The sequence below is a fragment of the Methylobacterium sp. P3_A11 genome (assembly GCF_056403155.1).
Genome location: NZ_JBFUGA010000012.1, coordinates 1 through 21,717 on the forward strand (window position 1 = coordinate 1; position 21,717 = coordinate 21,717).

General features: G+C 69.0%; 20 protein-coding genes. 14 read left to right on the forward strand and 6 right to left on the reverse strand.

Going from position 1 to position 21,717, the window contains the following annotated elements:
- A partial coding sequence (locus AC1DXK_RS05795; protein WP_477297141.1) for a DUF1236 domain-containing protein occupies positions 1 to 369 on the forward strand: 369 nt, incomplete at its 5' end.
- Between the two features lie 298 nt (positions 370 to 667).
- Here AC1DXK_RS05795 and hrcA read toward each other — a convergent pair.
- Positions 668 to 1,723 (reverse strand): heat-inducible transcriptional repressor HrcA, encoded by a 1,056-nt coding sequence (gene hrcA / locus AC1DXK_RS05800; RefSeq protein ID WP_457105681.1) that lies wholly within the window; start codon positions 1,721 to 1,723, stop codon positions 668 to 670.
- Between the two features lie 167 nt (positions 1,724 to 1,890).
- Between hrcA and rph the strand changes: the two genes are divergently transcribed.
- Genes rph through hemW form a run of 3 tightly spaced genes read left to right on the forward strand, consistent with a single transcriptional unit; the run spans position 1,891 to position 4,444 of the window.
- Positions 1,891 to 2,604: a ribonuclease PH gene (rph, locus tag AC1DXK_RS05805; protein WP_457105599.1), complete on the forward strand. Its 714-nt coding sequence runs from the start codon at positions 1,891 to 1,893 to the stop codon at positions 2,602 to 2,604.
- Complete coding sequence (rdgB, locus tag AC1DXK_RS05810; protein ID WP_457105600.1) at positions 2,601 to 3,230, forward strand: RdgB/HAM1 family non-canonical purine NTP pyrophosphatase; 630 nt, start codon at positions 2,601 to 2,603, stop codon at positions 3,228 to 3,230. Before rph ends, rdgB begins: the two co-directional genes overlap by 4 nt.
- Before the next feature lie 38 nt (positions 3,231 to 3,268).
- A complete protein-coding gene (gene hemW, locus AC1DXK_RS05815) occupies positions 3,269 to 4,444 on the forward strand; it encodes a radical SAM family heme chaperone HemW (protein ID WP_457105601.1) in 1,176 nt (391 codons plus the stop codon).
- Here the strand turns inward: hemW and AC1DXK_RS05820 are convergent, their stop codons facing one another.
- On the reverse strand, positions 4,445 to 5,710 hold the full coding sequence (locus AC1DXK_RS05820) for a penicillin-binding protein activator (protein ID WP_477297144.1): 1,266 nt from the start codon (positions 5,708 to 5,710) through the stop codon (positions 4,445 to 4,447).
- A gap of 134 nt (positions 5,711 to 5,844) precedes the next feature.
- Here AC1DXK_RS05820 and rsmI point away from each other — a divergent pair, with 134 nt between their 5' ends.
- Positions 5,845 to 6,816: a 16S rRNA (cytidine(1402)-2'-O)-methyltransferase gene (rsmI, locus tag AC1DXK_RS05825; protein WP_457105603.1), complete on the forward strand. Its 972-nt coding sequence runs from the start codon at positions 5,845 to 5,847 to the stop codon at positions 6,814 to 6,816.
- Positions 6,813 to 7,202 carry a YraN family protein gene (locus AC1DXK_RS05830; protein ID WP_457105604.1) on the forward strand — a complete coding sequence of 130 codons (390 nt, stop codon included), beginning with the start codon at positions 6,813 to 6,815 and terminating at the stop codon, positions 7,200 to 7,202. The genes rsmI and AC1DXK_RS05830 overlap by 4 nt, the downstream gene beginning before the upstream one ends.
- Before the next feature lie 107 nt (positions 7,203 to 7,309).
- Here AC1DXK_RS05830 and AC1DXK_RS05835 read toward each other — a convergent pair whose 3' ends face one another.
- The 3 genes from AC1DXK_RS05835 to AC1DXK_RS05845 form a co-directional block, all read right to left on the reverse strand.
- Positions 7,310 to 7,699: a response regulator gene (locus tag AC1DXK_RS05835; RefSeq protein ID WP_457105605.1), complete on the reverse strand. Its 390-nt coding sequence runs from the start codon at positions 7,697 to 7,699 to the stop codon at positions 7,310 to 7,312.
- A 258-nt stretch (positions 7,700 to 7,957) separates the two neighbouring features.
- Positions 7,958 to 9,070 (reverse strand): L,D-transpeptidase family protein, encoded by a 1,113-nt coding sequence (locus AC1DXK_RS05840; protein WP_457105606.1) that lies wholly within the window; start codon positions 9,068 to 9,070, stop codon positions 7,958 to 7,960.
- 76 nt (positions 9,071 to 9,146) lie between these two features.
- Complete coding sequence (locus tag AC1DXK_RS05845; RefSeq protein ID WP_477297147.1) at positions 9,147 to 10,076, reverse strand: extensin family protein; 930 nt, start codon at positions 10,074 to 10,076, stop codon at positions 9,147 to 9,149.
- A 183-nt stretch (positions 10,077 to 10,259) separates the two neighbouring features.
- Here AC1DXK_RS05845 and AC1DXK_RS05850 point away from each other — a divergent pair, with 183 nt between their 5' ends.
- Together AC1DXK_RS05850 and AC1DXK_RS05855 are read left to right on the forward strand one after the other, a co-directional pair.
- The gene (locus AC1DXK_RS05850; RefSeq protein WP_457105608.1) at positions 10,260 to 12,347 is read left to right on the forward strand and encodes a M3 family metallopeptidase; all 2,088 of its coding nucleotides are present in this window, start codon (positions 10,260 to 10,262) and stop codon (positions 12,345 to 12,347) included.
- Positions 12,348 to 12,413: 66 nt separating this feature from the next.
- A complete protein-coding gene (locus AC1DXK_RS05855; protein WP_457105609.1) occupies positions 12,414 to 13,295 on the forward strand; it encodes a hypothetical protein in 882 nt (293 codons plus the stop codon).
- 418 nt (positions 13,296 to 13,713) lie between these two features.
- On the opposite strand, the gene AC1DXK_RS05860 is transcribed toward AC1DXK_RS05855, so the two are convergent.
- A complete protein-coding gene (locus AC1DXK_RS05860; RefSeq protein ID WP_457105682.1) occupies positions 13,714 to 14,106 on the reverse strand; it encodes a DUF2267 domain-containing protein in 393 nt (130 codons plus the stop codon).
- Between the two features lie 324 nt (positions 14,107 to 14,430).
- Between AC1DXK_RS05860 and AC1DXK_RS05865 the strand changes: the two genes are divergently transcribed.
- The 6 genes from AC1DXK_RS05865 (at position 14,431) to AC1DXK_RS05890 (ending at position 21,616) form a co-directional block, all read left to right on the forward strand.
- On the forward strand, positions 14,431 to 15,174 hold the full coding sequence (locus AC1DXK_RS05865) for a (Fe-S)-binding protein (protein WP_457105610.1): 744 nt from the start codon (positions 14,431 to 14,433) through the stop codon (positions 15,172 to 15,174).
- Positions 15,171 to 16,742, forward strand: coding sequence for a lactate utilization protein B (locus AC1DXK_RS05870; protein ID WP_457105611.1), 1,572 nt, complete (start codon positions 15,171 to 15,173; stop codon positions 16,740 to 16,742). The genes AC1DXK_RS05865 and AC1DXK_RS05870 overlap by 4 nt, the downstream gene beginning before the upstream one ends.
- A complete protein-coding gene (locus AC1DXK_RS05875) occupies positions 16,739 to 17,332 on the forward strand; it encodes a LutC/YkgG family protein (protein ID WP_457105612.1) in 594 nt (197 codons plus the stop codon). The genes AC1DXK_RS05870 and AC1DXK_RS05875 overlap by 4 nt, the downstream gene beginning before the upstream one ends.
- A gap of 70 nt (positions 17,333 to 17,402) precedes the next feature.
- Positions 17,403 to 18,263 carry a transglutaminase-like domain-containing protein gene (locus AC1DXK_RS05880; RefSeq protein ID WP_477297150.1) on the forward strand — a complete coding sequence of 287 codons (861 nt, stop codon included), beginning with the start codon at positions 17,403 to 17,405 and terminating at the stop codon, positions 18,261 to 18,263.
- Between the two features lie 733 nt (positions 18,264 to 18,996).
- On the forward strand, positions 18,997 to 20,727 hold the full coding sequence (gene ilvD / locus AC1DXK_RS05885; protein WP_477297152.1) for a dihydroxy-acid dehydratase: 1,731 nt from the start codon (positions 18,997 to 18,999) through the stop codon (positions 20,725 to 20,727).
- Positions 20,714 to 21,616, forward strand: coding sequence for a tetratricopeptide repeat protein (locus AC1DXK_RS05890; protein ID WP_477297154.1), 903 nt, complete (start codon positions 20,714 to 20,716; stop codon positions 21,614 to 21,616). The genes ilvD and AC1DXK_RS05890 overlap by 14 nt, the downstream gene beginning before the upstream one ends.
- The last annotated feature ends 101 nt before the right edge of the window (positions 21,617 to 21,717 follow it).

A 21,717-nucleotide genomic window follows, 5' to 3' on the forward strand; every position in this document is an offset into this window, starting at 1 on the left:
GGCGAACGCGGCAACCGCGACGCGGCCGGGCCTGATCGGGGCGGTCGCGGTTCTGCCGGGGAGCGGGGCGGTCGGGCCGGCGCCCGCGAGCACGGCTCCGTCCGCGGCGCGGTCGGGCGGCTGGATACGCGGCAGCGGACGGAGTTCCGCAGCTCGATCACCCGCCTCGGTGTCTCGCCGCTCCGGGACGTGGCTTTCGGCTTGGCGGTCGGCACCGCGATCCCGCGGTCGGTGACGCTGCACCGGCTGCCGCCGGCCATCGTGTCGATCGTGCCGGAATACGAGGGCTACGAGTTCATTCTCGTGCGCGACGACATCGTAATCATCGATCCCGACACCTACGAGATCGTCGACGTGATCCCGGCCTGATCGGCAGCCGCGCGCCGGCCAGCGAGGGTTCTGTACGGCGCGCGGCGTTTTTCCCGAAATCGCGATCGAGACCCGCCTCGGATTGCACCTGCGCCGAGTCTGGCGCGGGTCCGTCCTCAGCGCGCCATGGCATCGAAACCACGTGACATTCAGACCGCCTCGATCACTCGTCAGACAGACGTAAGGACCACCGCATCGGCGCTGCGGTTCAAGCCTCGACCGGCGGACGTCGCGCGGGGTAGCCGCCTGCATCGTGGCTCCCGCCGCCGGCACGGTTGGCGCGGCCAGCGTCGCCGCCTTACCGTCCACCGTCCAGCAACTTCGAAACGACGCGGGCGGTGTAGTCGACCATCGGCACGATGCGGGCGTAATTCAGTCGGGTCGGGCCGATCACCCCGACGACGCCGACGATCTTCTGCGATCCGTCCCGGAACGGCGCGGCGATCAGCGACGAGCCCGAGAGCGAGAACAGCTTGTTCTCCGATCCGATGAAGATGCGCACGCCGTCGCCGCCCTCGGCGCGGGCCAGGAGGTCGATGACATCCTTCTGGGTCTCAAGATCGTTGAACAACAGGCGAATGCGCTCGAGATCCTCGACCGCGCGCAGGTCGTCCAGCAGGTTGGCCTGTCCGCGCACGATCAACTGGCGCGCCTCCATGGGGCCGACCGGCGTCGCGAGGCCGGCGTCGACCAGGCGCTCGGTGATCGCGTCGAGTTCGCGCTTCATCGCCTTGCGGCCTGCCTCGATCTCGGCGCGCAGGGACCCGAGGGTGCGGCCCTGCAGGCGAGCGTTGAGGAAATTCGTCGCCTCCTGGAGCGCCCCCGCCGGCAGGCCCGGCGGCAGGTCGACGAGACGGTTCTCCACGGAGCCGTCGTTCGAGACCAGGATCACCAGGGCGCGGGCCGGGTCCAGGCGCACGAACTCGATGTGCTTCAGGTTCACGTTCGCCTTGGTGGTCAGGACGACTCCGGCCCCGCGGGAGACGCCCGACAGCATGGTCGATGCCTCAGCAAGCGCCGTTTCGAAGGTGTGCCCCGAGGCGGCGGCGCGCATCTGGGCCTCGATGCGCGTCTGCTCGTCCTGACTGACGTCGCCGAGTTCGAGCATCGCGTCGACGAAGAACCGCAGCCCCAGCTCGGTCGGGAGGCGTCCGGCCGAGGTGTGGGGCGCGAAGATCAGGCCGGAATGCTCGAGATCCGCCATGACGTTCCGGATCGAAGCCGGCGAGAGCGCCATCGGCAGGATTCGAGCCAGATTGCGGGAGCCGACCGGCTCGCCCGTCGTCAGATAGCTTTCGACGATCTGCCGGAAGATCTCACGGGCACGCTCATTGAGGGCGGCGAGCGCCTGCATGGATTGGCCGTTGGAAAGGTTGGGACTGGGGTGTGTCACGCAATCATCCTGTGGTCCGATCATGTCCAACCGTCCCGCCCGGATCAATCCGTAAGGCGATGCTTGCCCGCGGTGGCGCGCCGGCCTAAGAGCCCGGCCCTCGACACTCTCGACAGAAGGGGCCCGCAATGCGGCCTTCCAAGCGTGCCGCCGACGAGCTGCGGCCCGTCACCCTGGAGCGCGCGGTCTCGCGCTACGCCGAGGGGTCCTGCCTCGTCAGCTTCGGCAACACCCGGGTGCTCTGCACCGCCTCGCTGGAAGAGCGGGCACCCCCGTGGCTGCGCGGCTCGGGTAAGGGCTGGGTCACGGCCGAGTACGCCATGCTTCCCCGTGCGACGCACGAACGCACCCGCCGCGAGGTCGGTTCCGGCAAGCCCTCCGGGCGCACGCAGGAGATCCAGCGGCTGATCGGCCGATCGCTCCGTGCGGTCACCAACCTTCCGGCCATGGGCGAGCGTCAGGTGACGATCGACTGCGACGTGATCCAGGCCGACGGCGGCACGCGGACAGCCGCCATCACCGGCGCCTGGCTGGCCCTGCACGACTGCTTCGCCTGGATGCGGACGCGCTCGATCATCTCGGTCGATCCGCTCCGCGATCACGTCGCCGCCGTGTCCTGTGGCCTGTACAAGGGGACCCCGGTCCTCGACCTCGACTATGCCGAGGACTCGGCCGCCGAGACCGACGCCAACTTCGTGCTCACCGGCCGGGGCGGCATCGTGGAGGTGCAGGGCACCGCCGAGATGGAGCCGTTCACGCAGGAGCAGCTCATCGACCTGCTTGGTCTGGCCCGCGCCGGCACCGATCGGCTTGTCGCCCTCCAGAAGGAGGCCCTCGCGTGAGCCGGCGCCTCACCGGGAAGGTGGTGATCGCCACCCACAACGCCGGCAAGCTCGTCGAGATGCGCGAGCTGCTGGCGCCGTTCGGGGTCGCGGCGGTCTCGGCAGGTGACCTCGGCCTGCCCGAGCCTGAGGAGACCGGCACGACGTTCGCCGAGAATGCGGCGATCAAGGCCCAGGCGGCCGCCGTCGCCACGGGCCTTCCCGCCTTCGCGGACGATTCCGGCCTGTGCGTGGACGGCCTCGACGGGGCGCCGGGCATCTTCTCGGCCCGCTGGGCTGGCCCGACCAAGGATTTCGCCGGCGCGATGGCGCGGATCTTCTCCGAACTCGACAGGCGCGACATGGCGGACCGCCGAGCGCACTTCGTCTCGGCCCTGGTGCTCGCCTGGCCGGACGGCCACACCGAGCTGTTCGAGGGCCGGGTCTTCGGCGACCTGGTCGCGGCGCGCGGGACCGCGGGCTTCGGCTACGACCCGATCTTCCGGCCGGACGGGCACGAGTGCACCTTCGGCGAAATGACGGCCGAGGAGAAGCACGGCGTCGATTGGCAGAAGGGGTATGGCCTCTCGCACCGCGCCCGGGCCTTCGTGAAGCTGAGCCGGGCCTGTCTCGCGTCCGGAACCTGATTGCCAAACGGCACGTCCGCGCTCACATCCCGGCCATCATGTCATTCAACGGCCCGGACCACCCGACCCGCGACGCGGGCTTCGGCATCTACCTGCACTGGCCCTTCTGCGCCGCGAAGTGCCCATACTGCGACTTCAACAGCCACGTCCGCCACGCGGGCGTGGATGAGCCGCGCTTCCTCGCAGCCTTCCGCGCGGAGATCGCCCACACCGCAGCCCGCACCCCCGGCCGAACCGTTACCAGCATCTTCCTCGGCGGCGGGACTCCCTCGCTGATGCAGCCTGCGACGGTGGCCGGCCTGCTTGAGGCCGTGGCGGCCCACTGGCCGGTCGCAGCGGACGCCGAGATCACCCTGGAGGCCAACCCGTCGAGCGTCGAGGCCAACCGCTTCCGCGGCTACCGAGCGGCCGGCGTGAACCGGGTCTCCCTGGGCATCCAGGCCCTCGACGACGTGTCGCTTCGAACGCTGGGCCGCCTGCATGACGCCGCGCAGGCCTTCGCGGCGATCGACTTGGCGCAGTCGGTCTTCGAACGGACGTCCTTCGACCTGATCTATGCCCGGCCCGGCCAGACTTCGGAGCTCTGGCGGGCGGAACTCGGCGAGGCGCTGTCCCGGGCCGCCGAGCATCTCTCGCTCTACCAGCTCACCATCGAGCCGGGGACGCCGTTCCACGCCCTGGCCGCGGCCGGCAGGCTGGTCACGCCGGACGACGATGCCGGGCGCGTGCTCTACGATGTCACCCAGGATCTCTGCGCGAAGGCTGGCCTCCCGGCCTATGAGATCTCGAACCATGCCCGGCCCGGCGCGGAATCGCGCCACAACCTGCTCTACTGGCGTTACGGCGAATATGCCGGCATCGGCCCGGGAGCCCATGGGCGGCTTGTCACGTCCGGCGGCCGGATCGGGACCATCACCGAGCGTTCCCCGGAAGGCTGGCTGGCCCGGGTCGAGCACGACGGCCACGGCGTCGTCGCGACCGAGGCGCTGTCGGCCGCCGATCAGGCCGACGAGTTCCTGATGATGGGCCTGCGGCTCCGCGAAGGGATCGATCCGGACCGCTACGCGGATCTGAAGGGGCGCCCGCTGAACGGCAACCGTGTGGGCATGCTGATCGGCGACGGCCTGCTGGCGCGGCTGCCCGGCGGTCGCATCGCCGCCACGGCCCAGGGGGCGCCGGTCCTGAACGCCCTGGTGGCCGACCTCGCGGCCTGATCAGATCCCGGGCTTCGCCAGGACCCGGGGTGCCGGGCTGACCGGGGTCGCGGCGTTGTTGCGGATCTCGTAGACCGCCAGGGCGCGCTCGCTCTGCCCGTCCGGCCGGAACCGGAAGGTCCCGTCGATGCCTGCGAAGCCCGACCCGTTGGTCAGGGTCGTCTCCGCGAAGCGCTGCGAACCGTACCGGCGGGACAAGGCGCCGACGAGCATGACGGCGTCGTAGGCCAGCGACGCGACCCGCGGCGGCACGGCGCCGAAGCGGGCTTGATAGCGGTCGCTGAAGTTGGAGAAGCCGGTGCGGTCCGGGCCGGCGAAGCGGCCCCCCTGAAGGGCGGGGAGCGCGAAGAGTGCCGGCTCGTTCCAGAGGGCAGTCCCGACGGGGCGCACTCGGGCCGGCGAGAAGCCGGCCTTGGTGAGCGCCGCCGCCACGGTCGGCATGGCGTCTGCCGTGTCCGGGATGAACAGCGCGTCGGCGGTGGCGCCCGGCCCGGCGACGACCCGCGCCAGCCGTTCCACCGCAGCGACGGGTGCGCCCGCCGGGTAGCGCTCCACGGCGGCCACCCGCGCACCCTTGCGGGCGACGGCCTCCCGGAACTCCGCCTCGACGGCGTTGCCGTAGGCCGTCTCCGGAATCAGCGCCGCGAAGGACCGCTTGCCATCGGCGACGGAATCCTCGACCGCGCGGTCGACCTCGGGTTGGGGCAGGAAGCTCAGCAGGTAGACGCCGCGGTTGGCCACGGTCGCGTCCGTCGAGAACCCGATCACCGGCTTGCCGGTCGTCTTCGCCACAGTCGCGGCGGCTTGGACGGAGCCGGCGAAGAGCGGCCCCAGCACGATCTCGGCCCCCTGACGCAGCGCATCCTGGGTCGCGTCCCGGGCACCGTCCGGGCTGCCCCGGTCATCCTCGACCAGGATCGTGAGATCCGGCTGCTGCGCCTCGTCGAAGGCGAGCTGCGCCGCGTTGCGCATGGCCGCGCCCACCGTCGAGCCTTGGCCGGTCAACGGCAGCACGAGGGCGACCTTCACGGTGCCCGCGCCGATGCGCGCGCCGCCGCCCGCGGCGGGCAAAACCGGCGCGGCTGGCGTGAGCGCCTGCGCCTCCGGTACGGCGGCCGGCGGCGTCAGGTCGGCCTCCGGTCCCGGCCGGCGCCGGGCCAGATCGGTGCCGACGCAGGCGCCCAGCGACAGCAGGACGGCGCCCATCGCAGCGGACCGGGCGGTGACGCGCACGAGACGGTCCCGCGCGCTTGTCGGGCGCGCCATGGCGCGAACTCCTTCGAGCATGAAGGCCAGCCTGACTGCCGGATTTCGAAATGTAAACGCGGTGCCGCGGACTTGCCCCCGGTTGCATGACCTTGCCGCGACGCGCGGCGGCCGGTGTGGCAAGATCGCCGGTGATGACCCGCCGATTCGAAGACCCTGGGCTCGCCGCCCCGACCCGAGGCCCGTCCCCGAAGCTCGCCCCCGACCGACCGCGCCGCACCACTTTTACGGCTTTCGGCCTCGCGAGCGAGGCCGAGCCCCTGGCACCGGGCCTGCACATCGTCGCGACCCCTATCGGCAACCTGCGCGACATCACGATCCGCGCGCTGGCGACGCTGGCGGCCGCCGACGCGGTCCTGGCCGAGGACACCCGGGTCACCCGGAACCTGCTGGCGCATTACGGGATCACGACGCCGCTGCTCGCCTATCATGAACATTCCAACGACGCGGTGCGCGAGCGGATGGTCGCACGGCTTCGGGCCGGAGAGGCCCTGGCTCTGGTCTCGGATGCCGGCACGCCGCTGGTCTCCGATCCCGGCTACAAGCTCGTTCAGGCCGTCATCGAGGCCGGGATCGCCATCACGCCGGTTCCCGGCCCGTCGGCGGTGATGACGGCGCTGGTCGCAGCCGGTCTTCCCACCGACCGCTTCTTCTTCGAGGGCTTCCTGCCGCAGAAAGCCGGTGCCCGACGCAACCGTCTCGAGGCCCTGCTCCACGTGCCCGGAACGCTGGTCCTGTTCGAGTCGCCCCACCGCTTGCCGGACATGCTGACCGATGCCGCCGCGGTACTCGGCCCGGAGCGTCCGGCGGCGGTAACCCGCGAACTCACCAAGCTCTACGAAACCATACGGCGCGATACGTTGGGCAGCCTGAGCGAACGGTTCGCCCAGGAAGGACCGCCGAAGGGTGAGATCGTCGTGATCATCGGTGCGGCAACCGCCCCGGAGCGGCCCACGGACAGCGATGCCACCCTGGACGCGCTGATCCTGGCAGCCCTCGAACGGCACTCGATCAAGGACGCCGCGAGCCTCGTGGCCGACGAGACCGGCCAGCCCCGCCGGCTCATCTACACGCGGGCGCTGGCACTTGCGCGGGGGCAGGGATGAACGGGGTTCTGCCGGACCGCTCCGGCAGGCGCCGCGCCGCCTATCTGCGGGGCCACCACGCCGAGTGGCTCGCGCTCGCCGCCTTGATGCTCAAGGGCTACTGGCCGATCGGCCGACGGGTGAGCTTCGCCGGCGGCGAGATCGACCTCGTCGTGAAGCGCTGGAACACCGTCGTGTTCGTGGAGGTGAAGGCGCGCGCCCGGCGCGACGATGCACGGGAGGCGATCGACGCGGCCAAGCGTCGTCGGTTCTCGCGGGCGGTGCGCGCCTGGATCGGACGCAACGCATGGAGTGGCGGTGCGACGTTCCGCGCCGATGCCGTCTTCGTCGGCGCCCGGGGCTGGCCGGCCCATGTCGAGAACGTCTTCCCGATCGAAGGGCTCTGAGGCGCCGATCCCGAGCGGTCGCACCCGCGCGGTCGGGAGGGAGCGGTCAGGCAGAGGGCAAGGGCCGGAGGGAGGCTGCGGGAGCAGCCCCCGGGCGGGCGCCAGCGTCAGGCGCGGGCAGCCCGGATCGCTCCGATCAAGGTGCGCTTGAGGTCGGCCTGGCTGAACGGCTTCTGGACGACAGGCCGATCGCGGAACGGTTCGCGAATGCCCGCGCCGCCATAGCCGGTCGAGAACACGAGCGGTAGATCGCGCTTCGCGATGGCCTCGGCCACCGGATAGATCGGCTCACCGGCGACGTTCACATCGAGGATGGCAACCTCGAATGTTTCCTGCGAAGCCATTTCCAAGGCTGAGGACAGCCGCGCAGCAGGCCCCACGACGGCACAGCCGAAATCGAGGAGCATGTCCTCCAACAGCATCGAGATCGCGGCCTCGTCTTCGACGACGAGAACGCGGACACCTTGGAGAACGTCATCGTTGGGGTCAGCAATCACGCCGGGCCGTCTTCCCTTCGAACGCCCCCGTCACCGGGGATCTTGCCGTGCGGTTTGTCGAGCCCCGCGCACCTGTTGAGCAGCGTCCGGATGTCTGAACGCGGCTCGAAGGGCGGCCCGCGAGACTGCACGAGGGGTCGCCCGTATTCAGCAGTGTGTCAAGCGTTCTCGGCCCGTTCCGGATGCCAGTGACGCCGCTATGTTAACCGATGATACATTTTTGTGCGCGGGGTCGCGCGAGCGGGCGTCCGCTGCGGGTCAATCGTCCTTGAAGCTGACCTTGGCCCCGCGCGTCACATGAGACGCGAGATCACGCACGTTCCAGTTGGTCAGTCGGATGCAGCCGTGGGATTCGGTCTTTCCGACCTTTTCGGGCTCCGGCGTGCCGTGGATCCCGTAGCTCGGGATCGCCAGGTCGATCCAGACCAGGCCAACCGGATTGTTGGGGCCTGATTGGATCGTGAACTTGTGCTGTGCTTTCACGCCCTTGAACGCGTATTTCGGATTGTAGGTGTAATCGGGATCGAAGGCGACGCCCTTCACCTTGGTGTCGCCGCTGGGCGCCGGCTTCTCGGCGCTGCCGATCGAGGCGGGATAGTAGGCCAGGAGCTTCCCGTTGGCATCGAAGGCGCGGACGTCTCGGCTCGACTTGTCGACCTCGATGCGCTCCACTTTCGGTTCCTGAGGAAGGTCCTTGCCCTTCGGCTTGTCCAGGCCCATCGGATCCACGGCCGCGACCACGATCGTCGTTCCCGCCTTGTCGAGGGGCTTGCCGGGGTTGAGGGCGCTGACGAGATCGCGGCCCATGTGGAAGCGCTCGGCCAGCATCTCGCGGGGGTTGGTGTAGTCCAACGCCTTGAGATCGGCCTGCTCCTCCATCTTGGGCGGGATCCGGTCGACATAGGGTCCCGACGCGTCGGAATCCGTGACGGTATAATCCGTCACGACCGGTTTATCGCTGGAGGCCTGGAGCTTGTCCCAGACCTCCTGCGTCAACGCCTGCGTGGCGGGAAGACCCTGTGCCACCGCGAACGCCGAGAGCGCGCGCCGGTAATTGTCGCCTTTCAGGCCGTCGATCGCCCCGGGATAGAAGTGCGCGCGATCGAGCAGGACCTGCGCCTTGATGATCAGCGCGTCGGGCTTTTCGTCGGAAGCCTTGATCCTGCGCGCCCGGGCTCCGGATTTCGATCCGTTGGCCTTGCCGGAGTCGGGGGAGGCCAGGGATGCGGCATTCACCGCATCGGCGGTGAGCGGCGCCTTCTGAGGCGTTTGCTCCTTCTTGACCTTGGCCGGCCGCGCCGCCGCGCCATGTGCGGCGACGCAACTCGCCAGGAGAGCCACGCAAACCGGCCGCCAGGATGTCGGGATCATCGACGTCGTCATTCCCGGGAGCGGGCGCGCTCCCGAGCCATGAAATGCCGAGTCCGCCGGAACGTTCCACGCGAGGCTATTCGCAGAGACGGTGACCGGCGCTGCGCTCGCGCTCGTCGAAGTGGAGATGGTTGGCATGGGCCGCGTTCGTGCCCGGCCCGAGGACGGTCCGAAAGAAGCCGCAAGCCTTGGTTCGGACCGAACCGAGGAACTGCGCCTCCTCCGATCCGTCGGGCATCGCCTTCACGGGGATGGTCGCGCGGCCCGCAAAAGTAAAACCCATGATGTCGGCGGCGTTGGCGAAGGCGTGCTCGCTCAGCTTGGCATCGAGGTCGTGGTTCTGGCCGCGGCACACATAGGACCCGCCGAGTTCGAGGCCGGTCAGCGGATGCTTCAGAGTCCGCTCGGCCTCGACCTGCACCTCGGTGACCCAGCGCGCCAGCGCTTCGGCGGCGCGGCAGGTCAGCGTCGCGCCCTGGGGCAGCGCAACCCCGTCGGCGAACCGCGTCACCTTGAGCGGCAGCGGTGCGGTGCATTGCCCCTCCGCGATGGGTGGTAGCGGCTCGAAATCGACGCCGAGCCGCTTCAGTCGCGTCCGACAGGCCGTATCGTCCGGCGGCGCCACCTTGAGGGCCAGGGCCGCCTCGCCCGTCAGTTCCGGAGGGCGCCCCGGCGGTGTCGGCGGCGGCGACGGAATCTCAGGTCTGGCCGTTTCGGTCGGCCTCTCGCCGCCCGCGTCCTTCGTCGGCTCCTTGGCTGGTAGTGAGACGGCCGGCGTCAGTTCCGGCGGACGGGCCGGCGGCGTCGGGAGCGCCAACTTCGCAGCGGCGGGCGGCTTTAACGCGTCGGGGCGCTCCGGGGGCAGAGGCGGCGGGGTCGGAACCGTGGGGGCCGGTGCCTCGGCCGCCTGGCTTCGCGCGATCGGAAACAGGCAGAGCGCATGGGCGAGGGCAGCGCCCGCCAGGAATGCGGACGGTCGGCGGATCGACAGGATACGTCCCGGCATGGGGCCTCGAAGCGTGGGCGTGGGCCTCTACAAACGAGCGAGACGCCATTCGGATCGCACCCGACCGGTTGACGGCCGCGTCGAACGGGCCACTGTCTTCCCGATCGTGCCCCTGCACCCCATGTCGGCGCGCTGGCGGGGCGATGGGATTCGCCGTCGCGGGGACGTACCGTTGAGGATCGCATGTCGGACGCAGTAGAGGCCGGGCTTCCGAGCCTGCCGCAGGACAATCCTTTCCGCGAGGCGCACTGGAGCACACCGCACGGACTTCCGCCCTTCGATCGGATCCGTCCGGAGCATTACAGCCCGGCCTTCGACGCGGCCCTCGCCGTTCACGACGCGGAGATCCGCGCCATCGCGACCCGGACGGACCCGGCCACCTTCGGCAACACCGTGGAAGCGATGGAGCGGGCCGGCCTCGCCCTCGATCGCGTGGCCGGCGTGTTCTACAACCTGACCGGCAGCCACACGAATCCCGAGTTGCAGGCCATCGAGCGGGAGATCGGTCCGAAGCTCGCCCGGCACGGCAGCGCCATCTACCTGAATCCCGACCTCTGGGCGCGGATCTCGGCGATCGAGGCCGAGGGTCTGGGTCCGGAGGAGCGCCGGGTGCTCGACCGGTATCGGATCCGCTTCCGGCGGTCGGGCGCCGATCTCGGCCCCGACGCCAAGGCCCGCATCGCCGAGATCGCGGCCCGGATGTCGGAGCTGGGCACCCGATTCAGCCAGAATCTCCTGGCGGACGAGAGCAGCTTCACGCTTCCGCTCCAGGGCGAGGAGGATCTGGCGGGACTGCCGCCGTTCCTGCGCGCCGCCGCGGAGAGTGCCGCCAGGGAGCGCGGTCTCGACGGCCACGTCATCACGCTGTCCCGCTCGCTGATCGAGCCGTTCCTGGTCTTCTCGACCCGGCGCGACCTGCGTGAGCGCGCCTACGCGGCCTGGACGCGCCGCGGCGAGAACGGGGGTGCCACCGACACCCGCGCGATCATCGCCGAAATCATCCGGTTGCGGGCCGAGCGTGCGCGTCTGCTCGGATTCGAGAGCTTCGCGCATTTCGCCCTCGACGATACCATGGCGGCGAGCCCCGATGCCGCAACGGGGCTGCTGCGCGATGTCTGGACGCCGGCCCGTGCACGGGCGGCCGACGAGCGCGACCGCCTTCAGGCGACGATCCAGGCGGAGGGCCATGACTTCGCCCTCCAGGCCCACGATTGGCGGCACTACGCCGAGAAGGTCCGGCGCGCCGAGCACGACCTCGACGAGAGCGAGATCAAGGCCTACCTGCCCCTCGAGCGCATGATCCAGGCGGCGTTCGACACCGCCACGCGGCTGTTCGGCCTGACCTTTTCGGAATTGTCCGACGTCCCCCGGTATCACCCCGACGTCCGCGTCTGGCGGGTTGGCAATCCCGACGGTTCGGAAGTCGGCCTGTTCCTCGGCGATTACTTCGCCCGCGCGTCGAAACGGTCCGGCGCCTGGATGAGTGCGTTCCGCTCGCAGGAGCGCCTGAACGGGCCGGTCACGCCGATCATCGTCAACGTGATGAACTTCGCCAAGGCGCCCGACGGCGAGAGTACGCTGCTGTCCTTCGACGACGCCCGCACGCTGTTCCACGAATTCGGCCACGCCTTGCACGGTTTGCTGTCGGACGTGACGTACCCGCTTCTGTCCGGGACGGCGGTGTCGCGCGACTTCGTAGAGCTGCCCTCGCAGCTCTACGAGCACTGGCTGGAGCAGCCGGAGGTTCTGCGCACTCACGCTAGGCACCATCGCACGGGCGAGCCGATGCCCGACGCCCTTTTGCAAAAGCTGCTGGCGGCGCGGACCTACAATCAGGGTTTCGCCACGGTGGAATACACCGCCTCGGCAATCGTCGACATGACGCTGCACCTCTCGGCCGACGGCGAGGCCGGACTCGACGTGCCCGCCTACGAAGCCGAGGCGCTGCGGCGGATCGGCATGCCTTCCGAGATCAGCATGCGGCACCGGACGCCGCACTTCGCCCACATCTTCTCAGGGGACGGCTACGCGGCGGGCTACTACAGCTATCTCTGGTCGGAAGTCCTCGACGCCGACGCGTTCGACGCGTTCCGCGAGGCCGGCGACATCTTCGATCCGGACACGGCCCGACGGTTGCGGACCTTCGTCTACGGTGCCGGCAACCTGCGCGACCCGCGCGAAGCCTACACGGCCTTCCGGGGGCGGATGCCGAGCATCGAGCCGCTCCTGAAAAAGCGCGGTCTGGCGGCGAGCACCGCCGGCGCGCGGTAAGGGTTTCGTAAACAAACGTCCTTAACGAACGCTTGCAGCGGGATCCCGCGAGCGGAGTTCGGGGCGATGACGAAGATCGAGGCCATGCCAGCGGTGTCGCCGGCCGACCTGCTCAAGGCTGTCGTGACCGGTAAGGAGGCGCCGGCAGCGGCCGTGGGCGAAGCCACGGTGGCGCCCGCCGCCGGGCTCACCGCGTTCTCGGCTTTGCGGACCATCGATCCGAAGCGTCTCGCGCTTCCGGGTGCGGCGCTGGCGATCGGCGCTCTCCTGGGCGGGGGCATGATCGCTCTGGCCCGCCCCGCATCCGTCCAATCCGACGCGATCGCGGCGCTCGGCACGACCCTCGATGCCGGCCGGACCGAGACTGCGCGGCTCGCGAGCGACATCGCACAGCTTCACACCGTGCTGGCCGATCTGCGCGCCTCCACGGATGCCGCGCGGAAGGAGGCTGCGACGCGGAGCAGCGCCCTCGGCGAACGCATCGCTCAGGTGGACAAAAATCTAGGCTCTAAGAGCGCCGCCCTCGGCGAGCGTCTCGAGCAGGTCGAGCGCGAGCACAACACCCGGCTCGCCGGCCTCGCCGCCCAGCTCGACCGGCGGACGGCGGCGGCGCCGACCGTCACCAAGGCGGAACCGACGCAGACGGGAAGTCTCGCCGAGCCCCCCCGCAACGTCGAAACGAAGCCGGAGGTGAAGGTCGCGGACGCCAAGGTCGCCGACCAGAAGGTGAAGCCGGCAGCGACCGACAAGCCGCCCGTCATCGACGGCTGGGCGTTGCGCGACGTGTACGAAGGAACCGCGATCCTCGAAAACCGCCGTCGCCGCCTGGTCGAGGTCTCGCCGGGGGACATTCTGCCGGGTGTCGGTCGCGTCGAAGGTGTCGAGCGGCACGGTCGGGAATGGGTGGTGGTGACACGCCAAGGCTTGGTCACGCCACAACCCTGGTAGGGCGGCCGAACAGCCGGCTGCGCGTCAGCGGCCTGGGCAGGCGGTCGGAGCCAGCTCGCCGGGAGCGATCGGGAAGCGAGGCTCGATTGTCATCGGATCAGCGAGGGCGGACGCGCGCTCGGCCCGCAGCCGTCCGTGCCTCAGAGCTCGGGTTTGTGCCGCCCGAGTGGGATGCAGGATCGCCGCGAGCAGAGCCTGCCCTTCGAACTCGCTGTCCAGATTCTTTGCTTCGAAGACGGGCATGGCCGGCCTGCATGAGTGCGGACGCGGACACTGCCAAAGGCGTCGATCCGGACCGCATCCCGAATAACGGGGATGGCGTGGACAGGTTCCGTCAAGCTTTCGCTCCGAAACCACTTTTTTACGTTCGTCCAGGCGCATCCCGAATGCAGTGCGGCGACGCACATCGATTGTCTGGTCAGACGAACTGGTTGAGGCCGGGGATCGAGCCGATGATCGGACCCATCGCGTCCTCGCCCACCTTCTCGCGGCCGAAGGCAAACAGCTCCTGGCCGAGCGGCTGCATCTGACCCATCGGCACGCCGGCGGACATCAGCTTCTGCCCGAGGGCCATGACGCCGCCGCCGCCCATCATTCCGCCGAGCATGCCCATTAGGCCGCCGCCCCCGCCCTCGCCGGCATTCGATTCGGCGATGAGCGACTCGGAGCCCGGCAGCGCGGCCAGCAATTGGCCGACCTCGTCCTCGGGTCCTTCCTTCTGCAGGAAGGCCAGGATGTGCCCGATGGCGCTCTGAGCGGTCGCAGTGTCGAGCCCGGTGCGAGCGGTGACGCGGGCGAGCAGTTCGTCCATGGCGATAATCTCTTCGGAACGTTTCGAGACGTCCTTCGACTCTGAGGCCGCGGAAATCAAGCGCCCGACCAGACTCCCCGGAAAAACTTCCCGTGTCGCCGATTCCAGTGCCTGACGGGGGGGCACGGCTGCAGCGCTATCGTCACCGAAATGCTCGTCGCCGGACAGGCCGGCGGGCGACGCAAACTCGAATTGTTGTCCCGCGCTGTCACACGGTGACGCAGCGTGCGACCTCGCCAAGCCGTGCCCCTTCCGATAGAGCCTTCTGTCAGTCTCGAACCGTTCCAGACCGCCGGGGCGGGCGATCCAGGGAGTTGTCGGACCATGCGGGTCGGCCTGTTCGTGCCGTGCTACGTCGATGCCTTCGAGCCCGAGGTTGGGATCGCCACCCTCGAATTGCTTGAGCGGCTGGGCTGCACGGTAGAGTATCCGTTCGATCAGACCTGCTGCGGCCAACCGATGACCAACACCGGTTGCCACGCTGAGGCGGCAGCGACCGAGGCCCTGTTCGTCAAGAATTTCTCCGGCTTCGACTACGTCGTCGCGCCATCGGGATCCTGCGTGCATCAGGTGCGCGAGCACCTGACCGCGATCCCGCAGACCGACGCGGTGCGCCACGTCCGTGCCAGCACCTACGAGCTTGTCGAGTTCCTCCACGACGTCCTGAAGGTCGAGGCGTTGCCCTGGGCGAATTTTCCTCACAAGGTCGCCTACCACACGAACTGCAACGCCCTGCGCGGCATCCATCACGCGCGACCGTCGGAGCTGGTGAAGCCGTACTTCTCCAAGCCCCTCGACCTCCTGCGCCTGGTGAACGGGGTCGAACTCGTCGATCTGGCCCGTCCGGACGAGTGCTGCGGCTTCGGCGGCACGTTTTCGGTGTTCGAGCCGGCGGTCTCGGCCAAGATGGGCTACGACAAGGTCGCCGATCAGAACCGGGCCGGTGCCGCATACGTCGTCTCGGCGGATTCCTCGTGCCTGATGCACCAGAAAGGCTGCGCCGAACGCCTGGGCCTGCCGCTGAAGTACATCCACATCGCGCAGGTGCTGAACGGAGCCACGGCATGAGCGTCGAGGATCTCAATCCACGCGAGGCCGAGGGCGTCATCCATCCCGAGGTGCGTGCCCGCGACGACGAGAGCGCGCGGGCGCCGGACGGCCGGCGTCTCCAGCACGCCGAGGCCGCATCGAAGCCGATCCGCGCGCCGCAGATCCGCGAGCCCCAGCCTCGCGGGGCGAAGGTCCGTGGCGACCGGCCGATCGATCAAGCGGAGGCCGCCGAGCGGTTCCTCGCCGCGCCGCTGCATCAGGCGGCCCACGACGAGCGCCTGTGGGACCTGCGCAAGAAGCGCGACGCCTCGGCCCACGGCATCCCCGAATGGGAGGAGCTGCGGGACCTCGCCTCGCAGATCAAGACGCACACCCTCAGCCACCTCGATCAGTACCTCGAACAGTTCGAGGCTGCCGCGAAGGCGAACGGCGTGCACGTCCACTGGGCGAAGGATGGCGCCGATCACAACCGGATCGTCCTCGAGATCCTGCGGAGCCACGGCGCCAGGACGCTGGTGAAGTCGAAATCGATGCTCACCGAGGAGTGCGGCTTTCGCCATCACATGGCGGCCAACGGCATCGAGGTGATCGAGACCGACCTCGGCGAGCGGATCCAGCAGCTCGACAACGAGGAGCCGAGCCACGTCGTCGCCCCGGCGGTCCACAAGACGCGCATGGACGTGGCCGAGGTCTTCGCCAAGACTCTCGGCACCGACCCCGACAACGACGATGCCCATTACCTCGCCGAGAGCCAGCGCGAGACGACCCGGCCCTACATCCTGCAGGCGGATGCCGGGATGACCGGCTGCAACTTCGCCATCGCCGAGACCGGCGCGGTGGTCACCTGCACCAACGAGGGCAACGCCGATCTCTCCGGCAACGTCCCGCCGCTGCAGATCCACTCGATCGGCATCGAGAAGATCATCCCGAGGACCGAACATCTCGGCATCTTCATCCGCCTGCTCTCGCGCTCGGCGCTGGGCTCGCCGATCACGCAGTACACCTCGCATTTCCGCGGACCCCGCACGGGCACCGAGATGCACATGGTGCTGGTCGACAACGGCCGCTCGGAGCGGCTGGGCATGGAGGAGTTCTGGACCTCCCTGAAGTGCATCCGCTGCGGCGCCTGCATGAACACCTGCCCGGTCTACCGTCGCTCGGGCGGCCTCTCGTACGGGGCGACCTATTCGGGGCCGATCGGGCTGATCATCGATCCGACCTTCAACAAGCGGAAATACTCGACGCTTCCGTTTTCCTCTACGATGAATGGCTCCTGCACCAACGTCTGCCCAGTGAAGATCAACATTCACGAGCAGATCTTCGCGTGGCGGAAGGTGCTGGTCGAGGAGCACCAGATCCCGGCGCTCAAGCAGGGCATGATGAAGGCGGCAGGCGCCGTGCTGTCGCGGCCGGCCGCCTACCGGGCGGCGATCGGTGCGGCGGATTCCGCCCTCAAGGTCCTGCCGCGCTTCGCGGTCTACAATCCGCTCAACACCTGGGGGAAGAAGCGCGAGATGCCGGAGGCGCCGCGCCAGACCTTCCACGCCTGGTACAAGCAGAACCGCATGAAGGACACGGGTCGATGAGCGCCCGCGACGGGATCCTGGCCGACATCCGCAGGAACCGCCCGGCGGGTGACTACCCGCTGCCGGAGCTGCCGCTGTTCGCTCCGCTCGTCGGCGACGACCTGGTGGCCGAGTTCGGCGAGCGGCTGAAGCGGATGGGCGGCCGGGTCGCGGAGCCCGGCACCGGCGACGTCTTCGCCGGCGTGCGCGACCGCCTCGACACCGCGAAGATCGTCGCATCCGCGGTGCCGGAACTGACCGGCAACCGCGACCTGCGGACGGTGCGCGCGCCGCAGGAGGTCGAGGACGTCGACGTGGCGGTGGTCCGTGCTGTGTTCGGCATCGCCGAGACCGGCTCGGTCCTGTTCACACAGGACCAGCTGATCGTGAACGCCGTGGCCTATCTCGCCCAGCACCTCGTCGTTTTGCTGGATCCGGCCGACATCGTGACGAACGTGCAGGCGGCCTATCGGCGGCCCGAATTCGGACGCGCGGCCTATGCCGTGCTGCACACTGGCCCGTCGGCCACCGCCGATATCGAGGGCGTCCTGATCCACGGGGCGCAGGGCGTCCGCTCGCTGACCGTCCTGATGCTGCCGCGAGCGGCCTGAGCCGGAACAGGCGATCGGGCGCGGCCCTTGCTTGAGTTGCCGATAGGCCGCCATCCGGCAAGGAGATCCGATGCGCTATACTCTGGGTTGTAGTCTGTCCTACAACATCCTCTCCGACACGACCTTCATCTTCAACCTCGAAGTGGCGAAGCTGAAGAGCATCGAGATCCTCAGCGAGACCCTGGTTCTGACGCCGAATCTGAAGCGCGACATCTACGTCGCGCCCGATCAGCGCAACCGGTACCTGGGCGTCAACGTGCCCACCGGCCCGTTCGCTCTGGAATACAACGCGGAGGTTGACCTCACAGTGCACCGGGCCGACCCGGCGACCATCAGCGAGACGCCTGTCGGGCAGCTGCCCCTCGACATCCTGCCGTTCCTGCTTCCGAGCCGCTTCGTGTCCTCGGACAGGCTCACGCCCTTCGCACAGGCCGAATTCGGAGCTCTTCCGAAGGGGCATGCCCGCGTGAACCAGATCTGCAACTGGATCCACGATCACATCGCCTATCAGCCCGGAACCAGCGACGGCGAGACGACGGCGCACGAGTCGCTGCTGAAGCGGGCCGGCGTATGCCGCGACTTCGCGCATATCGGGGCCGCCTTCTGCCGAGCGCTCGGCATCCCGGCCCGTTTCGTCAGCTGTTACRCCCACGGGCTCGTCCCGAGCGATTTCCACGCGGTCTTCGAGGCCTATCTCGACGGCCGCTGGTGGCTGTTCGACGCAACCCGGCAGGCCGATCTGGACGGTCTCGTGCGGATCGGCGTCGGCCGCGACGCCGCCGAGATCGCCTTCTCGACGCCCTTCGGCAACATGCAGCCGGTCAACCAGCAGGTCCGGATCCAACGCTCCGACGGGCAGGGCAGCCCGATGCCGCGCACGGTGGACGCCATCTCGACCGAGATACCGGCGCCCCATGCCGGGGCCGCCTGAGCGCGCAATCCGCACGGGATCACGCCCTCCTGTCATCCGGTGATCCTGTCATGAGGTACGCGTCGGTCCGCCGTCGAACCGGGCGGCCATGGTGTTGCCGACCGTATATCCGCGCGGGCCGCTGCCGCGCCCGTCCGTAATCCGGCGCGATCGCGGCCTGCCGGCCTGGCTTGATCACGGCGCCGCCTGGGTAGGGTGAGCGCGAACCACATCCCGATCGCGGAGAGCCTCGACCTTGAGACGGTCGGGACCCGCGCTGTTGGATCCTTCACCAACTAAAACGTCGTTCCGCGGGCGCTCGACGCGAAGCGCGCAAGTCGCGCTCCGAATAGAACCCCTCTGAATTGCTTCACATGACCGGGACACATCGGAAAAGAGCCGAGCCAAGCGCGGTGACACGTCGCGACCTGATCAAGCATCCGACGGCTCCGACGAGATTGTCCTTCGTCGCGTTCCCGCGTGCGAAATGGCCTCAAGCGTGGCTGTGGCGGGGTCGCAACACCGTAAAACGATCCCGGCTTGGCCCCGAGACCTGCCCGTAAACGCCGCGATCCCGCCATAGTCCGGGCTCACCTCAACATCCGCGGTAAACGGCAATTTCGACAACGATTTACCGTTTAGAAACGAGGACTTCCCGAGCACGCGGACGGATCACCCGGCGCTTCGCGAACGGCGACGCGCTGCGGTCCAACGCACCCTCGGGATCGGCTGTGCGAAGGCTTGGTCTGGGGTCATGGTGACGCGTTTGAACGACAAGTCGAAGCTGCCGAGCCGCCACGTCACGGAGGGGCCGGACCGCGCCCCGCATCGCTCGTATCTCTACGCCATGGGTCTGACCCGCGAGCAGATCCATCAGCCGCTGGTCGGCGTCGCGTCCTGCTGGAACGAAGCCGCGCCCTGCAACATCTCGCTGATGCGCCAGGCCCAGGCGGTCAAGAAGGGCGTCGCCGCGGCCCACGGCACGCCGCGCGAGTTCTGCACCATCACGGTCACGGACGGCATCGCCATGGGCCATGGCGGCATGCGCGCCTCGCTGCCGTCCCGCGAGGTCATCGCCGACTCGGTCGAGCTGACCATGCGCGGTCACGCCTACGATGCCCTCGTCGGGTTGGCCGGATGCGACAAGTCCCTGCCCGGGATGATGATGGCGATGGTGCGCCTCAACGTGCCGTCGATCTTCATCTATGGCGGCTCGATCCTGCCCGGCTCGTTCCGCGGCAAGCCGGTCACCGTGCAGGACCTGTTCGAGGCGGTGGGCAAGGTCGCGGTCGGCGACATGAGCCTGGAGGATCTCGACGAGCTGGAGCAGGTCGCCTGCCCGTCGGCGGGCGCCTGCGGCGCGCAGTTCACCGCCAACACCATGGCGACCGTCTCCGAGGCGATCGGCCTGGCGCTGCCCTATTCGGCCGGCGCCCCCGCGCCCTACGAGATCCGCGACAAGTTCTGCGCGACCGCCGGCGAGAAGGTGATGGAGCTGCTGGCCAAGCAGATCCGCCCGCGCGACATCGTCACCCGCAAGGCTCTCGAGAACGCCGCGACCGTGGTGGCCGCCTCCGGCGGTTCGACCAACGCGGCATTGCACCTGCCGGCGATCGCGCACGAGTGCGGCATCGAGTTCACGCTGTTCGACGTCGCCGAGATCTTCCGCCGCACCCCCTACATCGCCGACCTGAAGCCCGGCGGGCGCTACGTCGCCAAGGACATGTTCGAGGTCGGCGGCATCCCGCTGCTGATGAAGACGCTCCTCGACCACGGCTTCATGCACGGCGACTGCATGACGGTGACCGGTCGCACCATCGCGGAGAACATGGACCGCGTGACCTGGAATCCGGACCAGGACGTGGTCTACCCGGCCAATCGCCCGATCACCCCGACCGGCGGCGTCGTCGGCCTCAAGGGCAACCTCGCCCCCGAGGGCGCCATCGTGAAGGTCGCGGGCATACCGGCCGAGAAGCAGGTCTTCACCGGCCCGGCTCGGGTGTTCGACGGCGAGGAAGCCTGCTTCGAGGCCGTGCAGACGCGCGCCTACAAGGAGGGGGAGGTGCTCGTCATCCGCTACGAGGGTCCGCGCGGCGGCCCCGGCATGCGCGAGATGCTCTCCACCACGGCCGCCCTCTACGGCCAAGGCATGGGCGACAAGGTGGCGCTCATCACGGACGGGCGCTTCTCCGGCGCGACCCGCGGATTCTGCGTTGGCCATGTCGGCCCGGAGGCGGCTGTCGGCGGCCCGATCGGCCTGATCCGCGACGGCGACATGATCACCCTAGACGCCATCCAGGGCACGCTCAGCGTCGCCTTGTCGGATGAGGAGCTGGCCGAGCGCGGGAAGGCCTGGACGGGGCGGCCCAACACAGCGACCTCGGGCTATCTCTGGAAATACGCGCAAGGTGTCGGGCCGGCCCTGTATGGCGCCGTGACCCATCCGGGAGGTGCCAAGGAGACGCAGAGCTATGCGGACGTCTAGGACTGACCTCAGCCGGCGCAGGGCGTCGGCCGGGGCGGGTCCCGGTCGGTTCAGAGGCGGCTTCAGATGCACCGCCGCGGCCCTGACGCTCGCCCTCTGCGCCGTCCCGACGGCCGCGCCCCGGGCGCTCGACGCCAATGTCCGCACGCCGGTGCAGGTGCCGGTGGCGGACAAGAGCTATCGCTCGGCGAAGGATGCGCTCAGGGCCGGCGTGCGTGAGTACAATGCCGGCGACAAGCAGGGTGCGGCCCGTGCCCTCGAGTACGCGGCCGGCCAGGGCCACGCCCTGGCCTTGTGGAAGCTCGGCCGGATGTATGCCGAGGGCGACGGCGTGCCCCACGACGACCTGAAGGCCTTCGAGTTCTTCTCCCGGATCGCGGATGCCAGCACCGACGACGGGCCTGATCCGCAGAATTCCGCGGTTCTCGGCAGTGCCTTCACGGCGCTGGGCACCTACTTTCTGGAGGGGATCAAGGGCACTTATGTTCGCCCGAATCCCGAGCGTGCCTACGATATGTTCAACTACGCGGCGTCGTACTATGGCGACCCGAACGCGCAGTACAATCTGGCCCGGCTCTACCTCGACGGCACCGGCGTCGAGGCTGATCCGCGGCAGGCGGCACGCTGGTTCAACTTGGCGGCCGAGAAGGGCCACCATCCGGCCCAGGCCCTGCTCGGCGACATGCTGGTCAACGGCCTTGGCGGCATTCCGGTCCAGCGCGTGAGAGGGCTGATGTGGCTCTCCCTCGCGCGGGAGGGGGTGGAGAGCCGCAAGGACGACTGGATCGTCGCGCTGTACGACAAGAACTGGGCCGCCGCGAACGAGGATGACCGCGCCGAAGCCCAGACGCAGCTTCAGACGGTGGGCTCCATCCGGCGGCGGCGCTGATCGCCGCCGGATGAAGCCGGCCCTGATCGCGGCCCGGTCGTGATCGACTTTCGACCCATGTCCTGACGGCTCGCGTTCGCCGAACCGTCAGCCACATCTGC